Genomic DNA, 20,541 nt, shown 5'->3' with positions numbered 1-20,541 from the left:
TTCTCCTTACTTTTTATTTGCTCATTTATGAAGTAATTAATAACTGTTCAGTACAAAACTGTGCAGTAAATGCCCAGTCTGTGTAAAAACATTGAACATGCAATAGCAAGTCCCATCGCCAAAGGCGATTTTTATGGGCTTGCGGCGTATCTGTTCATGGCCCTGAACAGATACAGTAATTGTACCGTCTGGGCAGGGGGTTTGTCAAATATATGTTACCCTTTTTCATGTTATGATTTTGTAAAATTTTATAATCTTTGTACCATTATTCCACAAACCTGCATAATAATTACAATTGTCTTTTTTTCTATATTGTCGTATAATGTAAATTGTTGTAACACCCAAAAATACATTTAATAGGAAGTAACTAACATATAATAGTTTTAGAAAATGAGGAAAACACTATGAACTTAAATGAATTACATACTTTAGGAATTGACATTGGTTCCACCACTGTAAAGATTGCAATTCTAGGTCATGACAAAGAGGTACTCTTTTCCGATTACGAACGGCATTTTGCTAATATCCAGGAAACCCTGTCTGAGCTGCTTGAAAAAGCAATCTGCAAACTGGGTGCAATCCGTGTTTCACCGGTTATTACCGGTTCCGGCGGCCTGACTTTGGCCAAACACCTGGGAGTCCCCTTTGTGCAGGAGGTTATAGCCGTATCCACTGCATTGCAGGATTATGCCCCCCAGACAGATGTTGCCATTGAGCTGGGTGGTGAAGATGCCAAGATTATTTATTTCGAAGGCGGAAATGTAGAACAGCGTATGAATGGTGTCTGTGCCGGAGGTACAGGTTCTTTTATCGACCAGATGGCATCTCTGCTGCAGACCGATGCTCAGGGACTGAATGAATATGCAAAAAACTATCAGGCACTGTATTCTATTGCCGCCCGCTGCGGTGTATTTGCAAAATCCGATATCCAGCCTCTAATCAATGAAGGGGCTGCTAAGGAAGATCTGGCTGCTTCTATCTTCCAGGCTGTAGTAAATCAGACCATCAGCGGCCTTGCCTGCGGAAAACCTATCCGGGGACATGTAGCCTTTTTAGGCGGACCCCTTCACTTTCTTTCCGAGCTTAAAACTGCATTTGTGCGCACTTTAGAACTGGATGAGGAGCACACCATTGCTCCGGACCACTCTCACCTGTTTGCAGCCATCGGTTCTGCACTGAATTCGAAAAGAGATGTGAATGTGGCTCTCAGAAGCCTTCAGCAGCGTCTGGCCGGAAAGATAAAAATGGAATTTGAAGTGGACAGAATGGAACCCCTTTTTGCTTCTACCGAAGAATATGATTCTTTTACCCTGCGCCATGCAAACCACAAAGTGCCTGTGAAGGACCTTGCTTCTTACACAGGAAAGGCCTTTCTGGGAATCGATGCAGGTTCCACAACAACAAAAGCCGCACTGGTTGGTGAAGACGGTACACTTTTGTATTCCTTCTATAACAACAATGAAGGAGACCCCCTGGGCACTACCCTTCGCGCAGTCAAAGATATTTTCAGCAAGCTGCCGGAAGATGTGGAAATTGTGCACTCCTGTTCTACTGGATATGGAGAGGCATTAATTAAAGCTGCCCTTTTACTGGATGAGGGAGAGGTAGAAACAGTTTCTCACTACTATGCCGCATCTTTCTTCGAGCCTGATGTAGATTGTATCCTGGACATTGGCGGACAGGATATGAAATGTATTAAAATCAAAAACCAGACAGTTGACAGCGTGCAGTTAAATGAAGCCTGCTCCTCCGGGTGTGGTTCTTTCATCGAAACCTTTGCAAAATCTCTGAATTATTCCGTAGAAGATTTTGCCCAGGAAGCTCTTTACGCCAAAAACCCAATTGATCTTGGTACACGCTGTACTGTATTCATGAATTCCAAGGTAAAACAGGCCCAGAAAGAGGGTGCTGAAGTCGCTGATATTTCCGCAGGTCTCGCTTATTCTGTCATTAAAAATGCACTGTTTAAGGTTATAAAGGTATCTGATGCTTCCGAACTCGGAAACCATATTGTAGTGCAGGGCGGAACCTTTTACAATAACGCTGTGCTGCGCAGCTTTGAAAAAATCGCAAACTGCGAGGCCATCCGTCCCGATATTGCAGGGATCATGGGAGCCTTCGGGGCTGCTTTAATCGCCCGGGAACGATATGTGGAATGTGAAGGTACTACAATGCTGAGCATTGATGAAATTGAAGCATTGGAATATACTACCACCATGACCAAATGTAAAAGATGTACAAATAACTGCCGCCTGACTGTCAGCCATTTCAGCGGCAAACGTCGTTTCATCACCGGAAACCGCTGTGAAAAAGGGCTTGGAAAAGAAAAAGCCGGGAACGGGCTGCCAAATCTTTTTGAGTATAAGAGCCAGCGGTATTTAGGCTACACCCCTTTGGAGGAATCCGAAGCAAAACGCGGTATTATTGGAATTCCCCGGGTTTTAAATATGTACGAGAATTATCCTTTCTGGTTCACATTTTTCACTAAGTTAGGGTTCCGGGTTGTGTTATCCCCTGCCTCTACGCGAAAAACCTATGAGCTTGGAATTGATTCTATTCCAAGTGAATCAGAATGTTATCCGGCAAAGCTGGCACATGGACATGTGCAATGGCTGATTAATGAAGGAATCCGGCAGATTTTCTATCCTTCTGTTTCATATGAAAGAAATGAATTTGAGGATGCCAATAACCATTACAACTGCCCGATTGTAACCTCTTATCCGGAAAATATTAAGAACAATATGGACTCCATTGTACACGGTGAAGTGGATTTTATCCATCCTTTCCTCTCCTTCGCAAATGAAGAGATTCTTCACAGCCGCCTGACTGAAGAGCTTTCGGAAAAGTTCTCTATTCCTGAGAATGAGATTCGGGATGCAGTCCATGATGCATGGGCGGAGCTAAAAGCATGCGGTGAAGATATGCGCCGAAAAGGCGAAGAAACTATCAAGTTTCTGGATGAGACGGGAAACCGGGGTATTGTATTGGCCGGACGTCCATACCACATTGACCCTGAAGTCAATCACGGACTGCCTGAGCTGGTGAATTCTTACAACATTGCCGTATTGACGGAGGATTCAGTCTCCCATCTTCAGCCTGTTGAACGTCCTTTAAATGTCATGGACCAGTGGATGTACCATTCCCGCTTATATGCTGCGGCAAATTATGTAAAAACAAAGGAAAATCTGGATCTGATTCAGTTAAACTCCTTCGGATGCGGCCTGGATGCTGTAACAACTGATCAGGTTGAAGAGATTCTGACCCGCTCAGATAAAATATATACTTCATTGAAAATCGATGAGGTCAATAATCTGGGAGCAGCCAGAATCCGTGTCCGCTCTCTGCTTGCTGCTATCCGTGTCAGAGAACAGCGCAATACAAAGAGGGAGATGCATACGTCCTCCATAGAAAAAGTACCATTTACAAAGGAGATGCGCAAGTCCTATACAATCCTCTGCCCTCAGATGTCTCCTATGCATTTTGAGCTGCTGGAACCTGCATTCCAGGCTTCCGGCTATAAAGTGGAAGTACTTCCAAATGACAATAAGCAGGCCGTAGATGTAGGCCTGAAATACGTAAACAACGATGCCTGCTATCCTTCCCTTATGGTGGTAGGACAGATTATGGAAGCGATTTTATCCGGAAAATATAATACCGATAAGCTTGCCGTTATTATCAGCCAGACCGGAGGCGGATGCCGTGCATCCAATTACATAGGTTTCATCAGGCGTGCATTGAAGAAAGCGGGATATGCACATATTCCTGTAATCTCCATTAATCTGAGCGGACTGGAAGGAAACCCTGGTTTTAAGATAACACCTGCTTTGGCTCTCAGAGGTATATACGCTGCTGTCTTAGGCGACATTTTCATGAAATGTGTTTATCGCATGCGTCCTTATGAAAAAGTGCCGGGGACAACGGATGCCATCCACAGAAAATGGGCAAAAATATGTAAAGAATTTCTTTCCGGCGGATATCCGTCCAGACATAAATTCAAAAAGCTTTGCCGGGAAATCATTCATGATTTTGATACAATTGAAATCTTGAATGTAAAGAAACCCCGGGTTGGTGTAGTCGGAGAAATCCTTGTAAAATTCCTTCCGGCCGCAAATAACCACCTTGTAGAGCTGCTGGAAAATGAAGGTGCAGAAGCTGTGGTTCCAGATTTGCTGGATTTCCTGCTCTATTGCTTCTACAACCAAAACTTCAAAGTGTCTCATTTGGGATTTGCAAAATCAAAAGCAAGAATTGGAAACCTGGGAATAAAAGCTCTGGAATGGTTCCGTTCACCGGCATCCAGCGCATTTGAAGCCAGCAGACATTTTGATCCGCCTGCCCGTATTGAGAACCTGGCAAAAATGGCATCTGAATTCGTATCTATCGGAAATCAAACTGGTGAAGGCTGGTTCCTGACCGGTGAGATGCTGGAACTGATACATAGCGGGGCCGGTAATATTGTATGTACCCAGCCTTTTGCGTGCCTGCCCAACCACGTGGTAGGAAAAGGAGTCATCAAAGAGCTGCGCCGGGTATATCCCCAGTCTAATGTGGTTGCCATTGATTTTGACCCGGGAGCAAGTGAAGTAAATCAGCTGAACCGGATTAAGCTGATGCTTTCAACGGCAAATAAAAATCTGGAAAACGAAGTAAAAGGCACCGTGGAAAATGTAGAATCACAGCCTGCCAAGTCAGTAGGCGGCGCGGCTGTAGTAAGCGGAATTTAGAGGCTGCAGTAAACAGAGTATAGAAAACGTAGTAAACGTAATCTAGGCGCTGCGGTAATCAAATTTTAAAACCAAAAAGGCCCGGCAGATACAAGCTTCAAGTACATCGAAACGTACTTGAGTTCTGTATCCACCGAGCCTTTTATTTTTGCCTAATATAGGCAAGATTTATGATTTATTAATACTGATATTTAAGTATCCGGCTGCTTCCCCAGGGGTTTTTATGATGATATCTGCCCCTGCACTTTCTAGTTCTTCTCTGGTACCATAGCCGTATAACACACCCATGGAATGGATGTTTAACTCTTTTGCTCCCTGGATATCATAGCGTCTGTCACCAATCATCAAGGTACTCTCCCTGTCTTGTATTTTACATTCCTTTAGGGCATATTCTATGACTTCCGACTTTTTTGTCCGGGTTCCGTCCATCAGGCTTCCGCCTATAAAGTCAAAATATTGAGAAATATTAAAATGGTCTGCTATGATTTTGGCATACTTTTCGGGTTTGGATGTAGCCATGATAACGGTCTTTCCGGCACTTTTCAAGGCCTGAAGCAGTTCAGGGATTCCTTCATAAACTTCATTTTCAAAAATCCCCTTTTCCGTATAGTATTCCCGGTAATAAGCAACCGCCTGATTGCTTTCTTCCTCAGAAATACCACAGTGTACCCGTAACTGCTCTTTTAAAGGCGGCCCGATGAAATGACGGAGTTTTGAAGGATTCTCTACTTCCATTCCATATTTTTTCAAAGCGTAGTTTACGCTATTTGTAATTCCAGTACCAGAATCTGTTAAAGTTCCGTCCAAATCAAACAGGACTGTTTTTATCTCCATAAATTCCTCCTTTCGGTCAAAAGCTTCTGATTTTTTCTTCCTCTTCTTCCTGGGTATTTATGATTCTGCGAATCACAACATAATAGCCAAAATCGTTATTTACCTTCACATATACCCTGTCATTTAGCTTATGTCCCAATATGGCTTTTCCGATTGGGGATTCAATGCTGATCCGCCCGTTGATGGAGCTTCCCCGCACCGATGTGACAAGGCGGTATGTTTCCACCTCATCATCATCTTCATAGTATAATTCTACTGTATTATTAATTCCAACCTCGTCTTCACGTGAACTGTCTTCCACAATCACTGCAGTCTTCAGCATTCTCTCAAGATACCGGATACGGCTCTCATTTTTATTCTTATCCTTCTTCGCCGCATGATACTCAAAGTTTTCACTCAAATCACCGTGAGCCCGTGCTTCCTTCACAGCCTCAATAGCCTGTTTCCGCACCACCAATTTACGGTGCTCAATTTCTTCCTCAATCTTTTTTATATCGCCTTTTGTCAGTTTATCATACATCTACTCACCAGCCCTCTATTCTTCTCTCATTGAACATTCATTGAGCTCCTCTTATTGAACATTAGCCGTTCAATAAGTCTACTTTATCAGCAGGGATTTTCCGGTCATTTCTTTTGGCTGCTCCATTCCCATCAGGTCTATCAAAGTAGGAGCAATGTCAGCCAGGCAGCCCCCTTCTCTCAGTTTGTAAGCCGGATCTGCATTTACAAGAAGAAACGGCACCGGATTGGTCGTATGAGCGGTAAATGGCTCTCCTGTTTCATCATCAATCAACTGCTCTGCATTTCCATGGTCTGCACAAATGAACATCTGTCCATTCACTTCCTTTACAGCCTCCACGGTTCTGCCTACACACTCATCAACAGCTTCTATGGCTGCGATTGCAGCTGTTTCCACTCCAGTATGGCCTACCATATCCGGATTTGCAAAGTTAATGATAATGACGTCATATTTATCAGATTTCACCGCCTCAACCAGCTTATCGCACACCTCAAAGGCACTCATCTCCGGTTTCAAATCATAGGTAGCAACTTTGGGTGATTTTACAAGGATTCTGTCTTCACCTTCATTGGGTTCTTCCACGCCTCCATTGAAAAAGAAGGTTACATGGGCATACTTTTCTGTCTCTGCAATACGTGCCTGTGTTTTATGATTTTTAGCAAGAAATTCCCCAAATGTGTTTGTAATTTCTTCTTTTTCAAATGCAACTAATTTGTTTCCAATTGTCACATCATAATTCGTAAAACACACAAAAGTTGTCTTAACACGGGGGCCTCTGTCAAATCCTTCAAAATGATCATCACAGAATGTTCTTGTGATTTCCCTCGCACGGTCCGGACGGAAATTAAAGAAAATAACAGAATCATCATCTTTGATTGCCGCAACCGGTAATCCATTTTTCATAACTACAGTAGGCAGTACGAACTCATCTGTGGCGCCTGCATCATAAGAAGCCTGGATTCCTGCGGGTCCTGATTCTGCTGTCTCTCCCTCGCCCTTTACAAGAGCCCTGTATGCCTTTTCCACGCGGTCCCAGCGGTTATCTCTATCCATTGCATAGTAGCGTCCCATCACGCTTGCAACCTCTCCTGCTCCAATCTCCTTCATCTTTGCTTCCAGCTGCTCTACATATTCCTTCCCTGAAGAAGGAGGTGTATCACGTCCGTCCAAGAAGCAGTGTACATATACCTTTTCAATCCCCTGCTTTTTTGCAAGTTCTAAAAGACCATAAATATGCTCATTGTGGCTGTGTACGCCACCATCGGAAACAAGCCCGAACATATGCAGGGCGGAATTATTATCTTTTGCATTCTTGCAGGCAGCAAGAAGTGCTTCATTTTCAAAAAAGTCACCATCCTGAATAGACTTTGTAATCTTAGTCAGGTCCTGATAAACAATACGGCCTGCTCCCATATTCAAATGTCCAACTTCTGAATTTCCCATCTGTCCGTCAGGCAGTCCCACTGACAATCCGCTGGCATTTCCTTTTACAAACGGGCATTCTGCCATTAATTTATCCATAACCGGTGTACTTGCCTCTGCCACAGCATTTCCGGCAGTTTTGTCATTTAATCCATACCCATCTAATATCATTAATACAGTTGGTTTTTTACTCATATCTTTTCTCCTTCATCCGAATTATTCATTCCGGTATTCATTGTACATGTTTTTCCAGCCTTTTGCAATTCTCATTTATTCAGTCATCCCTTTTAGCCAGATTCCAAGCAAATCAATCCAGGACTGAATTGGTTCACAGATTTTACTTCCGTCTGCTCTCGCCGTTGTCTCATCACCAAGGGACAATCCGTGCTCCCCTTCCGAATAGACATGAAGTTCCGCAGATACTCCTGACTTTTTTAAAGCCCGGGTCAGAAGCAGAACATTCTCCACGGGGACCGCTTCATCTGTAAACGTATGCCAGATAAAGCAGGGCGGCATAGCCGGTGTGACCAGTTTTTCAACAGACACCTTTTCCTTTTCCGACTCATACTGGGCCCCCAAAAGATTCCGGAAGCTTTCCTCATTGATATATTCTTTGTCTGATGTAATCACCGGATAATTTAAAATTAGTCCCCGGGGCTTTAAAACCTCCGGTGCCACTCCAGCCTTTTCATATAGGAAGGGCTGATTCCAGAATACTCCCAGGCTTGCTGCCAAATGTCCTCCTGCGGAAGAGCCCTGCACAAATATCTGATTGATATCCACCTGCCACTTTTTTCTGTTTTCATGAACCAGTTTCATCACTTCCGCAAGTTCCAGAAGTGCTGCGGGAAATCTTGCAGGAGCTACAGAATACCTCAGTATCCCCACATGATAACCCATGGCCAAAAGCTTCATTGCAATAGGTTCCGCCTCCCTGTCACTGGTCTTCCCATACCCTCCTCCGGGACATAGAATCACCATGGGACGGGCAGATCCACATGGAGCACCTTTTATATCATCCAAAATGTAAGCATAAAACTTTGTATCAGGTGCGGATCCTTTCACCTGAACCGGTATTATCTCATACTGCATATTCTGCCCTCTCTTTCTTCACAAAGCTGAAAATTTATATGACTGAAAATTTGTTACAGTTCAGCCACAAGCTCAACTCCACTTCGTTCCATCTCGCTTGGGCAGAGCGCCAAATAAATTTTCAGTATCATGCTCATACGCAAGCAAACTTTCTCCTTAACATGATACTGAAAATTTGCATGGCTGAACTGTAACAAAAATCGTGGCGAGCTGTTACTGCGGCCCCCCACGATTCCCTTCCTCACAAATTGCACGGCATATGTTATGCCCTATCAATCTGTGCTGATATCTGCATTTGTTTCTTATTTATAGTTTACAATTTTCCCAAATTCAGCTTTCAGAGATGCTCCGCCTACAAGACCGCCGTCGATATCAGCCTGTGCAAATAATTCTGCTGCTGTAGAAGCATTTACGGAACCGCCGTACTGGATGCGGATTGCTTCTGCTGTGGCTTCATCATAAACTTCTGCGATACATGCACGGATTTCTGCGCAAACTTCCTGAGCCTGCTCTGTAGTAGCTGTCTTACCTGTCCCGATTGCCCAGATTGGCTCATATGCAATAACTGCTGTCTTAGCCTGATCTGCGGTCACGTTCTGGAAACCAACCTTTACCTGCTGGCGGATAAAGTCCATTGTCACGCCCTGCTCTCTCTGTTCCAGAGATTCTCCGCAGCACATAATTGGTGTAATATTATGTTCAAATGCCTTCAAAACCTTTTTGTTTACATCTTCATTTGTCTCGCCAAAGTATTCTCTTCTCTCAGAATGTCCAAGAACAACATATTTTACACCTGCGTCTACAAGCATAGCAGGAGAAATCTCACCTGTGTAAGCTCCGCTCTCCTCAAAATACATGTTCTCAGCACCAACCTGGATATTACTTCCCTTTACAGCCTCAACAACAGGAATAATGTCGATTGCAGGCACACAGAATACAACATCTACATCTTCACTTGCTACTAATGGTTTTAACTCCTCTACCAGTGCAACTGCCTCACTGGGAGTCTTGTTCATCTTCCAATTTCCTGCAACGATTTTCTTTCTTGACATAATATATCTCCTTCTATACTTTTAATAATATCTGACTCGCCAAGCTTTTACGGGATGTCCGTCTCACTAGGCTCGTAACTACCTCACCAAGGTCGGCGGACTAAGTAAACGCTAGGCTCAAAAAAACTTCGCCAAGCTTTTTACTTATCATTTGCTGCCGCTACTCCCGGAAGTTCTTTTCCTTCGAGGAATTCCAGGGATGCGCCGCCGCCTGTGGAGATATGTGTCATTTTATCTCCGTATCCCAATTGATTTATGGCTGCTGCAGAATCTCCGCCGCCGATGATTGTAACTGCATCTGTATCAGCAAGTGCTTTTGCCACTGCCTCTGTACCAACTGCAAATTTCGGCATTTCAAAGCATCCCATTGGCCCGTTCCATACTACGGTCTTAGCACTCTTTACTGCATCAGCAAATAATTTCGCTGTCTCAGGTCCAATGTCCAGTCCTTCCCAGTCGTCCGGAATTTCTCCGCTGCCTACAACTTTTGAGTTTGCATCATTGGAGAAGTCATCTGCAATCACATTGTCAACAGGAAGAAGCAGCTTCACGCCTTTTTCCTCTGCTTTTTTAACCATATCCAGTGCATACTGGCAGTAATCCTCTTCCAGAAGGGATTTTCCAACGCTGCCGCCCTGAGCCTTACTGAATGTGTAGGACATTCCTCCGCCGATAATGAGAGTATCTACTTTATCCAAAAGATTCTCGATTACAGAAAGTTTACTGGATACTTTGGCTCCGCCAAGAATAGCAACAAACGGTCTTTCCGGATTTTCCACTGCATTGCCCAGGAAATCAATTTCCTTCTGCATTAAGTATCCAACCACTGCGGTATCAACAAACTGTGTAACACCTACATTAGAACAATGTGCTCTATGTGCTGTTCCAAACGCATCATTAACAAATATGTCGCAGAGAGATGCCAGGTCTTTACTGAATGCCTCGCCGTTCTTTGTCTCTTCTGCTCTATAACGTGTATTCTCCAGAAGAACGATATCCCCATCCTTCATAGCCTCTACTGCCGCTTTTGCATTGGCTCCCACTACTTCTGGGTCTGCTGCAAATTTTACCTCTTGTCCAAGCAGGTCGGATAATCTGACCGCTACCGGTGCAAGAGATAATTCCGGAAGAGGCTGTCCCTTAGGTTTACCCAAATGAGAGCAGAGAATCACTTTCCCGCCATCTGCAACCAGCTTTTTGATTGTGGGAAGTGCAGCTACAAGACGGTTCTCGTCCGTAATCTTGCCGTCAATCAACGGTACATTAAAATCACATCTTACCAGGACTCTTTTACCATTTACATTAATATCATCTACTGATTTTTTGTTGAGCATACTATTGCCTCCTATATAGTATAAAAGGGATCCAGTCCTATATTAGACCGGACCCCTTCTGAGTCTATTTTTAGAAATTGTATCTGTTCAGAACTATGAACAGTTACTAGAAATCAACTTAATGATTAAATTTTCCGCAATGACAGCTTACAGTAATGTTCCAAAATGTTTGATTGTTCTTACCATCTGGCTTGTGTAAGAATTCTCATTGTCATACCAGGATACAACCTGTACTTCTGTTGTTCCGTTGTCCAATGGAAGTACCATTGTCTGTGTAGCGTCAAATAATGAGCCAAATTTCATTCCTACGATGTCGCTGGATACGATCTCATCTGTGTTATATCCGAAGGATTCGTTAGATGCTGCTTTCATAGCTTCGTTAACCTGATCAACTGTTACAGTGCCATCAACTACTGCTGTCAGAATTGTTGTAGATCCTGTTGGTGTAGGAACACGCTGTGCAGATCCGATTAATTTGCCGTTCAGTTCAGGAATAACCAGTCCGATTGCTTTTGCTGCACCTGTGCTGTTAGGTACGATATTAACGGCTGCTGCACGTGATCTTCTTAAATCACCATTTCTCTGCGGTCCGTCCAGTGTCATCTGATCGCCTGTATAAGCGTGAATTGTACACATGATACCGCTCTTGATTGCTGCAAGGTCGTTCAATGCTTTTGCCATTGGCGCCAGGCAGTTTGTTGTACAGGAAGCTGCTGAGATAACATGGTCATCTTTTGTCAGTTCTTCGTGGTTTACATTATATACGATGGTAGGAAGATCATTTCCGGCCGGAGCAGAGATAACTACTTTTTTAGCGCCTGCTTTGATGTGAGCTTCTGCTTTTGCTTTTGATGTGTAGAAGCCTGTACATTCCAGAACTACATCTACTCCAATCTCTCCCCATGGAAGTTCTTCAGCGTTAGCCTTTGCATAGATTTTAATTTCTTTTCCGTCTACTGTGATTGAGTCCTCACCTGCTGTAACTGTACTAGCCAATGCATATGTTCCCTGTGTAGAATCATACTTTAACAAATGAGCCAGCACCTTGGGAGATGTCAAGTCGTTAATTGCAACTACTTCATATCCTTCTGCCCCGAACATCTGTCTGAATGCGAGACGTCCAATACGTCCAAATCCATTAATCGCTACTTTTACTGCCATGATTAATTCCTCCTAAAGTTTGAAAAGTTATTAACTGTTATACAGTCCTTTTATTGTGAAATCTCTACACAAACAGAGTTCGTTAAAGATTCATCAACTATGGTTTATTGTACTAAATCGAAAACAAAAATTCAAGTAGTAAATATATTTTTATGGAAGTTGTCTAAAAATCGGTTTTCTGCTCTTAAATTCTGTATAATATTTAAAACCACAGCTCTTTAAGAGCCTTTCTACATTCTGAAAATCATAGGCAATGTGCTCCGGTTTATGCCCGTCTGCCCCAATGGTAATCACTTCACCGCCCAGTTCACGGTAGCGTTTGATGATATCCGGATGAGGATGGCAGAATCCCAGTCCATACTTGAAACCTGATGTGTTTAGCTCAATGCCTTTTCCCATAGCAATCACTTTTTTCAGTATCTCGTCCAGACAATCCGCATATTTCTGGTAGCTATACCCCTGTGCCTGATTTTTTCCGTAGCGCACCACATAATCAATATGTCCCAAAACATCAAAATCCTTCACCCCATCCAAACTTTCAAGGGTTGCCTCAAATGTTTTCTGGTAAACCTCTTCATCTGTCTGCTCCCCAAACGTTTCCTCATAATATGGGTCTTTCCCGTAAATCAAATGGACAGACCCAATCACAAAATCAAAAGGATACTTATGGACCAGCTCTTCATAGTATTTTCCAAGGTGAGGCTGTAAGCCTATCTCAATCCCGATGCGCACATCAATTCTGTCCGCATATTCCTCCCGAAGCGGCTCAAGAACTTCGAAATACTTGTCCACATCGAAAGTAAACTCTACAACTCCTTCTTTATAAAAAGGGTAATCCTTATCATTATGGTCTGTAATACATATCGTATGCATACCTTTTTTAATTGCACCTTCTATCATATCTCTTGGAGGTATATTACAATCAGAAGAGAAGTCCGTATGCATGTGGAAATCACTGCTTATCATAATATTGTTCCTCCTCCCAGAACATATTCTCCATCGTAAAATACAACAGCCTGTCCCGGCGTTACCGCCCGCTGAGGTTCCTCAAATGTACAGAGTACTTCATCTGCCCCTGTCTTTTCTACCGTGCACCAGGTCCCCTTGTGGTTGTAACGTATCTTAGCCCAAACACGCAAAGGCTCTGTCAAATCCTCTACCGACATAAAATTCAGCTGGTTGGCTCTGAGTGTGATGGTCATGGATTCCTCCACAGTACCAAGCACCACCTCATTTGTGTCCGGCCTTATTTCCAGAACAAAGGCAGGATAACCCAGTGCAAGTCCCAGCCCTTTTCTCTGCCCCACAGTATAGTGAGTGATGCCTTTATGACGTCCCAGCACCTGCCCACTGCTATTTACAAAATTTCCTTCTGGTATGGGTACACCCGCAGTTTCTTCTATATAAGCAGCATAATCTCCGTCAGGTACAAAACAAATATCCTGACTGTCCGGCTTGTTCGCTATTCTGAGATTAATCTTCTCTGCAATACGGCGCACTTCCTCCTTGGAATATTCTCCAACAGGCATCAGTGTATGTTTTAACTGCTCCTGTGTCAGATTATAAAGCGCATAAGTCTGGTCCTTGGAAATTGTTGCAGATTGCCGCAGAGTGTAACGGCCATTTTCAAGCTTTACAATTCTGGCATAATGACCTGTTGCTATATACTCTGCGCCGATAGACATGCTCCGGTTCAGGAGAGATTCCCACTTTACATACCGGTTGCAGGCAATACAGGGATTCGGTGTCTTCCCCTGCAAATATTCTTCTATAAAATAATCTATAACGTGTTCTTTGAACTCCGGTTTAAAATTCATAACATAATACGGAATCCCCAGGTCCGCAGCCACTCTTCTCGCGTCATCCACTGCACTTAAACCGCAGCAGCCTCCATTTTCCTCCTGAACAGCCTGATCCTCGTCCTGCCATATCTGCATGGTCACTCCGGTCACATCATGGCCTTGTTCTTTCAGAAGGTATGCAGCTACCGAAGAGTCTACACCCCCGGACATTCCGACTACTACCTTACTCATTAATACTCCTCTGCCTCTTCTTCTTCGTGAATATCTGACTTTGGTTTTTCCAATCCTTCAATCTTAATTCCATGTTTCTCTGCATAATCCCAAAGAGCTGCATGAATTGCTTCCTCTGCCAGCAGAGAACAGTGTACCTTCACTGGGGGAAGTCCATCCAATGCTTCCATAACTGCTTTATTTGTAATCTGCATTGCTTCCTGGATATTCTTTCCTTTTACCAGTTCTGTTGCCATGCTGCTTGTAGCCACCGCTGCTCCGCAGCCGAATGTTTTAAACTTCACATCCTGAATAACCTGGTTTTCATCAATATCCAGATAAATCCTCATGATATCGCCGCATTTCGCATTTCCTACAGTTCCAACGCCGCTGGCGTCCTCTATTTCTCCCACATTTCTCGGATTCTGAAAATGATCCATTACCTTCTCTGTATACATATATTTTCCCTCCTACTTATGTTACTTGGACTTGGTCTTTTCATGTCCTAGTTACAAAGTACATCCTGTCGACTTGCTTATACTACTTAGTAAGGTTTTTTCGAACTTAGTAGTAAAGCACAACCTGCTGGCTTAGTGAGGTTTTTTCGAACTTAGCAGCATGGTTGTTTCCTTAGTGATACGGATGTTTCTTATTATTTGTCTTGTTTTTTAACAAAGTCTTCATATAAAGGAGACATGCCTCGTAAATTTTCTACAATTCCCTTTAATGACTCTACTACATAGTCCAAATCTTCTTTTGTGGTCTCCTCACTTAACGTTATACGCAGTGAGCCATGTGCAATCTCGTGGGGCAGCCCGATTGCCAGCAGTACATGAGACGGGTCTAATGAACCTGAAGTACATGCTGAGCCGCTGGATGCGCAAATACCTTTCATATCCAGCATAATCAGAAGGGATTCTCCCTCCACGAACCTGAAACTGAAATTCACATTATTGGGAAGCCGGTTTACCCGGTCTCCATTCAGCCTGCTGTACGGAATCTCAGCCTCAATCCGGCTGATGAAATAATCCCTAAGCTCCTTTTCCCTGGCAGTGCGCTCTTCTAAAGAAGAAACAGCTCTTTCTACCGCTTTTCCAAACCCTACAATGCCTGTTACATTCTCCGTACCTGCACGGCGTTTACGCTCCTGGGCACCTCCGTGTACAAAAGAACGTATTTTGACACCGGTTCTTATATAAAGAAAGCCAATTCCTTTCGGCCCATTTAGCTTATGGGCACTGGCGCTGAGCATATCAATATGACAGACGTTCACATCAATAGGAACCTGGCAAAATGCCTGAACTGCATCTGTGTGGAAAAGAATACCATGCTCATGTGCAATCTCCCCGATTTCCTGAATTGGCTGTATAGAACCAATTTCATTGTTCGCATACATAATTGAAATAAGAATGGTGTCCGGGCGGATAGCATCTCTTAATTCATCCAGCTTCACAATGCCGTTCTCATCCACATTCAGATAGGTTACTTCATATCCATCTTTCTCCAGGTATTCACAGGTGTGGAGGATGGCATGATGTTCTATCTTCGTTGTAATGATATGTTTTCCTTTACTGCCGTAAGCCTCTGCCGTTGCTTTTAACGCCCAGTTGTCTGCTTCTGAGCCTCCGGCCGTAAAATAAATTTCATTTCCTTTTGCCCCAAGTGCTTCTGCGATTATGTCCCGCTGTCTGGATATCACGTCCTTATTCGCTGCTGCAAAACTGTATACACTGGACGGATTTCCGTAATTCTCTGTAAAATAAGGGAGCATTGCTTCCACAACCTCCGGTGCTGTTTTCGTTGTAGCAGCATTATCTAAGTAAATCAATTTATCCATTCTTTTCATCCTCCTTACGTAAGCTTTCCGCGGCCTGTACCTTTTGACTTATCACGGACTGCTTCTATCTAATTCTTACAACCAACCTGTCCTGGTATCTCCTGGCATTTCATCCTTTTCTGCTCTTCTACCAGCTGGTCCAATTTCATTTCATCTACTGTCTGATTAATACTATCATTGATGCGCTGCCACACGTGTTTTGTAACACAACTATCAGCCGACTTGCATCCCTCCTCAGGATTCAGGCCCGAACACTCCACAGGCTCCAGGCTGCCTTCCAATGCCCTCAGTACATCACCTACGGATATCTCTTCCAGGTCCTTTGCCAGTATATATCCTCCGCCGGCTCCCCGGATGCTTTTCACAAGCCCATCTTTTTTCAGCATAGCCATCAATTGCTCTAAATAACGTTCCGAAATTCCCTGTCTGCCAGCAATACTGGTAATGGAGACAGGTTCATTCTCACTATATTGAGCTAAATCAATCAGTGCCCGCAATCCATACCTTCCTTTTGTTGACAACTTCAAATTATCACCTTCCTGTTTTTAACTATGATTTGTTTTCTGCTTATTTCTCCGGTTATTATTCCTCTTCCGGAAAATTTAATCCCTATCATTTCAATCCCTATCTTTTTACTAGGATTTTATTCATTTGTAGAATACCACTCGTTTCCAGTTCTGTCAACCCGGAAACTCGAATATGTTGTAAAAATATGTTTTTTAGGAGATACAATACGCGTGTCCAGAAAACAAACCATTATCCGAGGGACTTTTATTCTTACTGCCACCGGTTTTCTATGCCGGTTCATGGGGTTTTTCTACCGTGTTTTTTTAAGTCATACATTCGGTGAAGAAGGCGTCGGTCTGTACCAGCTCATTTTCCCGGTCTACTCACTGTGTTTCGCCCTTACAGCGGCAGGACTGGAAACTGCCATCTCAAGAACCGTCGCCCAGAAAGTTTCTCTGGGAAAAAGGAAAGAAGCCCGGGAAATACTTCTTCTGGGGCTTCTCCTATCTTTTTTACTTTCCTGTGCCTGTGCACTTATTCTTCAGGGAAATGCTGCTTACATTGCCGAAAAATTTTTAGGAGATTCCCGCTGCGAGCCACTGCTTATTCCACTATCCTACGCACTTCCTTTCGCTGCAATCCATACTTGTATCTCCGGATACTGCTATGGTATGAAGCAAACCGAAATTCCGGCCCTTTCTCAATTAATTGAGCAGGTTGCCAGGATTCTTTCTGTTTATGCATTTTATGTAATTCTCACGAAAAAGGGGAGCGAAGTTCCTATAACAATTGCTGTACTGGGTCTGGTCATTGGAGAAATGGCATCCGCACTGTACTCCGCAAAATCCCTGACTAGCAAGACACACCCTTTTGCCCGCCTGAATGTTACATATGCCAGTATCCTGTCCCGGTTCAGGGAGCTTGTCCCACTTTCCCTCCCCCTCACAGCCAACCGGGTATTAATTAACCTTCTGCAGAGCATAGAAGCCATCTCCATTCCTGCACGGCTTCTACTGTACAATCATACCACCTCTCAGGCACTTAGTATTTATGGGGTGCTGACTGGTATGGCCTTGCCCTGCATTCTGTTTCCCTCTGCCATTACCAGTTCCATTTCCATTATGCTGATGCCGACAGTGGCTGAAATCCAGACCACAAGCAACCGTAATGAGATGATAAATATTATAAAGAAAGTGGCTGGCTCCTGCTTTATACTAGGCCTTGGATGCTGCCTTATTTTCCTTATTTCCGGAAACTGGATGGGAACTGTTTTGTTTGGAAGCTCTATAGCCGGCAAATTCATTATTACCTTGGCCTGGATATGCCCATTTTTGTATACTAATTCCGCACTGCTGAGTGTAATCAACGGTCTGGGAAAGACGACCTCCACATTTTTAATTAACTCCTTCGGGCTGGTAATACGGATTACCAGTGTATTTATCGCCATACCGTTGTTTGGAATTCAGGGATACCTTTGGGGATTGCTTATAAGCCAGCTGGCGGTCAGCATCTGCGCTGGAGGAGTGTTGTGGGTAAACTTAAAAAGAGAATAGAGAAATTTACTCCCAAATGAATAAAGAGTCTGACAAAAGCCAGACTCTCACGCCAAGAAAGACAGAAGCTGACAAACTTTTGTCTTTCTTACCGTTTTAGAGGGTAGACAGAAATGCGTGCATTAAAACCGGATTTATATATGCCTCCAACATCAGGCCTGCGGCCATCATCAGCGCGACAAATATACTTTTTTGGGTATTCCACTTGTTCTTAGGATATGTATAACTATACCAGATAACAACCATATATGCAGGTATATAGAGAAGAAATTGTGGAAAGATACCGATTATACAGAGAATGCTTCCTTTGATTCCCATACTGAGAACCGCCATGGACAAAAGCATTCCGCTTGAAAAGCCCGTCCACACAAGGAAGACTACGGATGATGTTTTTCTCACTTTTGTAAATGCCAGGCCCAGCAGAAGCAAAAAAGGCGTTACCCGGATTTTTACCAAATACCAGACATATTCCTGGGCAACAATTTCTGCCGTCTGATATTGTTTCAAAAAATAGTCGCTGAATATTCCTGGTTCCGCGGCATATTTTTTCATAATTAGATTCACATATAAAATGCCCAATAAAAAACCCGGCATGAAGAAAACAAAAAGCTGCTTTCTTGTATGAAGTATCTTCACAGGCTCTCCTCCTATTGTTAAGATATTTCATTATATGCCGGGCGTTCTCATTTATTCTCCTTTTCCGTACTTCGTATCATACGCAAGCAAAGCGGATATTGTCTTCCCATCCTCTATTTCGCCGGAGAATATCTTTTTCTTTAATTCTTCTATTGTATAAGCCTTCAAATCAATAAATTCGTCCTCATCCAAATGCTGCTTCGACGGAATCAGATCCCTTGCAACGAAAACTTCAATTCTCTCATTACAGAATGCCACTGTTGTTCGCAGTGTAATCAGCCATTCCAAATCATCACTCCGGTATCCGGTTTCTTCTTCAAGCTCCCGCCTTGCGCAGACAATTCCTGGCTCAGCCTCTGTATCCAGCGCGCCTGCCGGAACCTCCAGTGTATAGCGGTCCAGAGCATTACGGTACTGCTTTACCATCAGTATCCTGCCATCGTCTGTAACCGGTACAACTGCCGCCGCACCCTTATGTTTAATAAAATCCCATATTACAGTACGGTCACCGTCAATCTCCATTGTGTCCTGATAAAAACTGATAATTTTTCCTTCAAACTTCAGTTCTCGTTTCAATCTTTTAATCTGCCCGCTCATACCATGCTCCTTTTCATCCCCTACAGAGAGGAAACAAATTTCTCGATTCTGTCAAGGCCTTTTTCAATTGCCTCTAAAGAAATAGCATAAGACAAACGGATAAAATTGTCAAACCCAAAGTCTGCACACGGAACAACTGCTACCTGATAATCTTCCAAAAGAATATCCGCCGCCCTTGCTGCTGTACCTATTTCCTGCCCTTTGTATGATTTCTTCAGCACATTTGCAAGATCAATAAATACATAGAACGCTCCTTCTGGTTCCAGCAGCTCCAGAAGAGGCATGCCAGAAATTCTCTCATACATATATTTTCTTCTCTTATCAAACTCTTCCTTCATGACAGTAAGCGTAGACTGATCCCCTCTTATAGCTTCCAGTGCCGCTTTTTGGGCAATGGAGTTGGGATTGGATGTCTGGTGGCTCTGCACGCTGCCCATCATCTTCGCAATTTCCACACTGGAACCTGTATAACCGATTCTCCAGCCTGTCATGGAATAGCTCTTAGATACGCCGCTGCAGGTTATCGTTCTTTTATATATCTCGTCACCAAGTGCCGCGATGCTTACATGCTTTTTCTCTCCATAAATCAGATATTCATACATTTCATCTGCTACGACATAGAAATCTTTCTCTACAGCGATTTCAGCAATTGCACGCAGTTCTTCCTCAGAATAAACCATACCGGTGGGATTACTTGGTGTGTTCAGAATCAATGCTTTCGTGTTCTCAGTCACCACCTCGCGTATCTGCTCTGCAGTCACCTTATAGCCGTTACTTTTATCTCCATATACATATACAGGCACACCGTCTGATAATTTTACAATTTCAGGATATGTCAGCCAATAAGGTGCCGGAATGATGACCTCATCTCCTGGGTTCAGGATTGCCTCGAAAATATTCGTCAGGGAGTGCTTTCCGCCATTGCTGATAACAATCTGGTTCGCCTCATAATGTAAACCATTGAAACTCTCAAACTTTTCACAAACCGCTTTTTTCAGTTCCTCAGTTCCTGATGCCGGGGTATATTTGGTAAACCCTTCTTTGATCGCTTTAATTGCAGCCTCATTGATGTTATCCGGAGTATTAAAATCCGGTTCTCCTGCACCAAATCCAACTACATCAATTCCCTCTGCCTTCATTGCCTTCGCCTTAGCTGTAATCGCTAATGTTGATGAAGGTTTCACACCCGCTGCTTTTTTTGATAATGTAAGTGGCATTTTTCCATCCTCCAATTCCATACCTTATTGAACATAAAATATT

Annotated in this window: 17 protein-coding genes; 2 read left to right on the top strand and 15 right to left on the bottom strand. The window is 43.4% G+C overall.

The features are described 5' to 3' along the window. Positions 1 to 404: 404 nt before the first annotated feature. On the top strand, positions 405 to 4,724 hold the full coding sequence (locus A8805_RS00265; protein ID WP_242992210.1) for a 2-hydroxyacyl-CoA dehydratase: 4,320 nt from the start codon (positions 405 to 407) through the stop codon (positions 4,722 to 4,724). A gap of 168 nt (positions 4,725 to 4,892) precedes the next feature. On the opposite strand, the gene A8805_RS00260 is transcribed toward A8805_RS00265, so the two are convergent. The 12 genes from A8805_RS00260 to A8805_RS00205 form a co-directional block, all read right to left on the bottom strand. Further along, complete coding sequence (locus A8805_RS00260) at positions 4,893 to 5,558, bottom strand: HAD family hydrolase (RefSeq protein WP_109708233.1); 666 nt, start codon at positions 5,556 to 5,558, stop codon at positions 4,893 to 4,895. Between the two features lie 16 nt (positions 5,559 to 5,574). Continuing rightward, positions 5,575 to 6,078 carry a GreA/GreB family elongation factor gene (locus A8805_RS00255; protein ID WP_109708232.1) on the bottom strand — a complete coding sequence of 168 codons (504 nt, stop codon included), beginning with the start codon at positions 6,076 to 6,078 and terminating at the stop codon, positions 5,575 to 5,577. A 78-nt stretch (positions 6,079 to 6,156) separates the two neighbouring features. Continuing rightward, positions 6,157 to 7,695 carry a 2,3-bisphosphoglycerate-independent phosphoglycerate mutase gene (gpmI, locus tag A8805_RS00250; RefSeq protein ID WP_109708231.1) on the bottom strand — a complete coding sequence of 513 codons (1,539 nt, stop codon included), beginning with the start codon at positions 7,693 to 7,695 and terminating at the stop codon, positions 6,157 to 6,159. A 75-nt stretch (positions 7,696 to 7,770) separates the two neighbouring features. Beyond that, positions 7,771 to 8,592: an alpha/beta hydrolase gene (locus tag A8805_RS00245; RefSeq protein WP_109708230.1), complete on the bottom strand. Its 822-nt coding sequence runs from the start codon at positions 8,590 to 8,592 to the stop codon at positions 7,771 to 7,773. Positions 8,593 to 8,894: 302 nt separating this feature from the next. Continuing rightward, positions 8,895 to 9,644: a triose-phosphate isomerase gene (gene tpiA / locus A8805_RS00240; protein ID WP_109708229.1), complete on the bottom strand. Its 750-nt coding sequence runs from the start codon at positions 9,642 to 9,644 to the stop codon at positions 8,895 to 8,897. Positions 9,645 to 9,784: 140 nt separating this feature from the next. Continuing rightward, positions 9,785 to 10,978 (bottom strand): phosphoglycerate kinase, encoded by a 1,194-nt coding sequence (locus A8805_RS00235; protein WP_109708228.1) that lies wholly within the window; start codon positions 10,976 to 10,978, stop codon positions 9,785 to 9,787. 147 nt (positions 10,979 to 11,125) lie between these two features. Then, positions 11,126 to 12,139 (bottom strand): type I glyceraldehyde-3-phosphate dehydrogenase, encoded by a 1,014-nt coding sequence (gene gap / locus A8805_RS00230; RefSeq protein ID WP_109708227.1) that lies wholly within the window; start codon positions 12,137 to 12,139, stop codon positions 11,126 to 11,128. Between the two features lie 150 nt (positions 12,140 to 12,289). Then, on the bottom strand, positions 12,290 to 13,105 hold the full coding sequence (locus A8805_RS00225; RefSeq protein WP_109708226.1) for a histidinol-phosphatase HisJ family protein: 816 nt from the start codon (positions 13,103 to 13,105) through the stop codon (positions 12,290 to 12,292). Then, positions 13,102 to 14,172: a tRNA 2-thiouridine(34) synthase MnmA gene (gene mnmA, locus A8805_RS00220; protein WP_109708225.1), complete on the bottom strand. Its 1,071-nt coding sequence runs from the start codon at positions 14,170 to 14,172 to the stop codon at positions 13,102 to 13,104. Before mnmA ends, A8805_RS00225 begins: the two co-directional genes overlap by 4 nt. Continuing rightward, positions 14,172 to 14,609, bottom strand: a complete 438-nt coding sequence (gene nifU / locus A8805_RS00215) for a Fe-S cluster assembly scaffold protein NifU (protein WP_109708224.1) — start codon at positions 14,607 to 14,609, stop codon at positions 14,172 to 14,174. Before nifU ends, mnmA begins: the two co-directional genes overlap by 1 nt. Positions 14,610 to 14,803: 194 nt before the next feature. Continuing rightward, positions 14,804 to 15,988: a cysteine desulfurase NifS gene (gene nifS, locus A8805_RS00210; protein WP_109708223.1), complete on the bottom strand. Its 1,185-nt coding sequence runs from the start codon at positions 15,986 to 15,988 to the stop codon at positions 14,804 to 14,806. Positions 15,989 to 16,056: 68 nt separating this feature from the next. Further along, a complete protein-coding gene (locus A8805_RS00205) occupies positions 16,057 to 16,515 on the bottom strand; it encodes an RrF2 family transcriptional regulator (RefSeq protein ID WP_109708222.1) in 459 nt (152 codons plus the stop codon). Between the two features lie 210 nt (positions 16,516 to 16,725). On the opposite strand from A8805_RS00205, the gene A8805_RS00200 reads away from it, so the two are divergent. Then, the gene (locus A8805_RS00200) at positions 16,726 to 18,048 is read left to right on the top strand and encodes a polysaccharide biosynthesis protein (protein WP_109708221.1); all 1,323 of its coding nucleotides are present in this window, start codon (positions 16,726 to 16,728) and stop codon (positions 18,046 to 18,048) included. 96 nt (positions 18,049 to 18,144) lie between these two features. Here the strand turns inward: A8805_RS00200 and A8805_RS00195 are convergent, their stop codons facing one another. The 3 genes from A8805_RS00195 to A8805_RS00185 are packed head-to-tail and all read right to left on the bottom strand — an operon-like array spanning position 18,145 to position 20,498. Beyond that, positions 18,145 to 18,684: a stage II sporulation protein M gene (locus A8805_RS00195; protein WP_109708220.1), complete on the bottom strand. Its 540-nt coding sequence runs from the start codon at positions 18,682 to 18,684 to the stop codon at positions 18,145 to 18,147. Between the two features lie 51 nt (positions 18,685 to 18,735). Next, positions 18,736 to 19,281, bottom strand: a complete 546-nt coding sequence (locus A8805_RS00190) for an NUDIX hydrolase (protein ID WP_109708219.1) — start codon at positions 19,279 to 19,281, stop codon at positions 18,736 to 18,738. 20 nt (positions 19,282 to 19,301) lie between these two features. Continuing rightward, positions 19,302 to 20,498, bottom strand: a complete 1,197-nt coding sequence (locus A8805_RS00185) for a pyridoxal phosphate-dependent aminotransferase (RefSeq protein ID WP_109708218.1) — start codon at positions 20,496 to 20,498, stop codon at positions 19,302 to 19,304. Positions 20,499 to 20,541: the final 43 nt, after the last annotated feature.

Source organism: Faecalicatena contorta, assembly GCF_003149105.1.
Lineage (GTDB): Bacteria > Bacillota > Clostridia > Lachnospirales > Lachnospiraceae > Muricomes > Muricomes contortus_C.
Note: the sequence above shows the minus strand (reverse complement) of the source record. Positions and strands in the feature narration are given on the sequence as shown.

Excerpts from the sequence above, each read along its gene's own strand:
- A8805_RS00265 (WP_242992210.1), top strand. The coding sequence starts at position 405 with ATGAACTTAAATGAATTACATACTTTAGGAATTGACATTGGTTCCACC.
- A8805_RS00260 (WP_109708233.1), bottom strand. The coding sequence starts at position 5,558 with ATGGAGATAAAAACAGTCCTGTTTGATTTGGACGGAACTTTAACAGAT.
- A8805_RS00255 (WP_109708232.1), bottom strand. The coding sequence starts at position 6,078 with ATGTATGATAAACTGACAAAAGGCGATATAAAAAAGATTGAGGAAGAA.
- gpmI (WP_109708231.1), bottom strand. The coding sequence starts at position 7,695 with ATGAGTAAAAAACCAACTGTATTAATGATATTAGATGGGTATGGATTA.
- A8805_RS00245 (WP_109708230.1), bottom strand. The coding sequence starts at position 8,592 with ATGCAGTATGAGATAATACCGGTTCAGGTGAAAGGATCCGCACCTGAT.
- tpiA (WP_109708229.1), bottom strand. The coding sequence starts at position 9,644 with ATGTCAAGAAAGAAAATCGTTGCAGGAAATTGGAAGATGAACAAGACT.
- A8805_RS00235 (WP_109708228.1), bottom strand. The coding sequence starts at position 10,978 with ATGCTCAACAAAAAATCAGTAGATGATATTAATGTAAATGGTAAAAGA.
- gap (WP_109708227.1), bottom strand. The coding sequence starts at position 12,139 with ATGGCAGTAAAAGTAGCGATTAATGGATTTGGACGTATTGGACGTCTC.
- A8805_RS00225 (WP_109708226.1), bottom strand. The coding sequence starts at position 13,105 with ATGATAAGCAGTGATTTCCACATGCATACGGACTTCTCTTCTGATTGT.
- mnmA (WP_109708225.1), bottom strand. The coding sequence starts at position 14,172 with ATGAGTAAGGTAGTAGTCGGAATGTCCGGGGGTGTAGACTCTTCGGTA.
- nifU (WP_109708224.1), bottom strand. The coding sequence starts at position 14,609 with ATGTATACAGAGAAGGTAATGGATCATTTTCAGAATCCGAGAAATGTG.
- nifS (WP_109708223.1), bottom strand. The coding sequence starts at position 15,988 with ATGGATAAATTGATTTACTTAGATAATGCTGCTACAACGAAAACAGCA.
- A8805_RS00190 (WP_109708219.1), bottom strand. The coding sequence starts at position 19,281 with ATGAGCGGGCAGATTAAAAGATTGAAACGAGAACTGAAGTTTGAAGGA.
- A8805_RS00185 (WP_109708218.1), bottom strand. The coding sequence starts at position 20,498 with ATGCCACTTACATTATCAAAAAAAGCAGCGGGTGTGAAACCTTCATCA.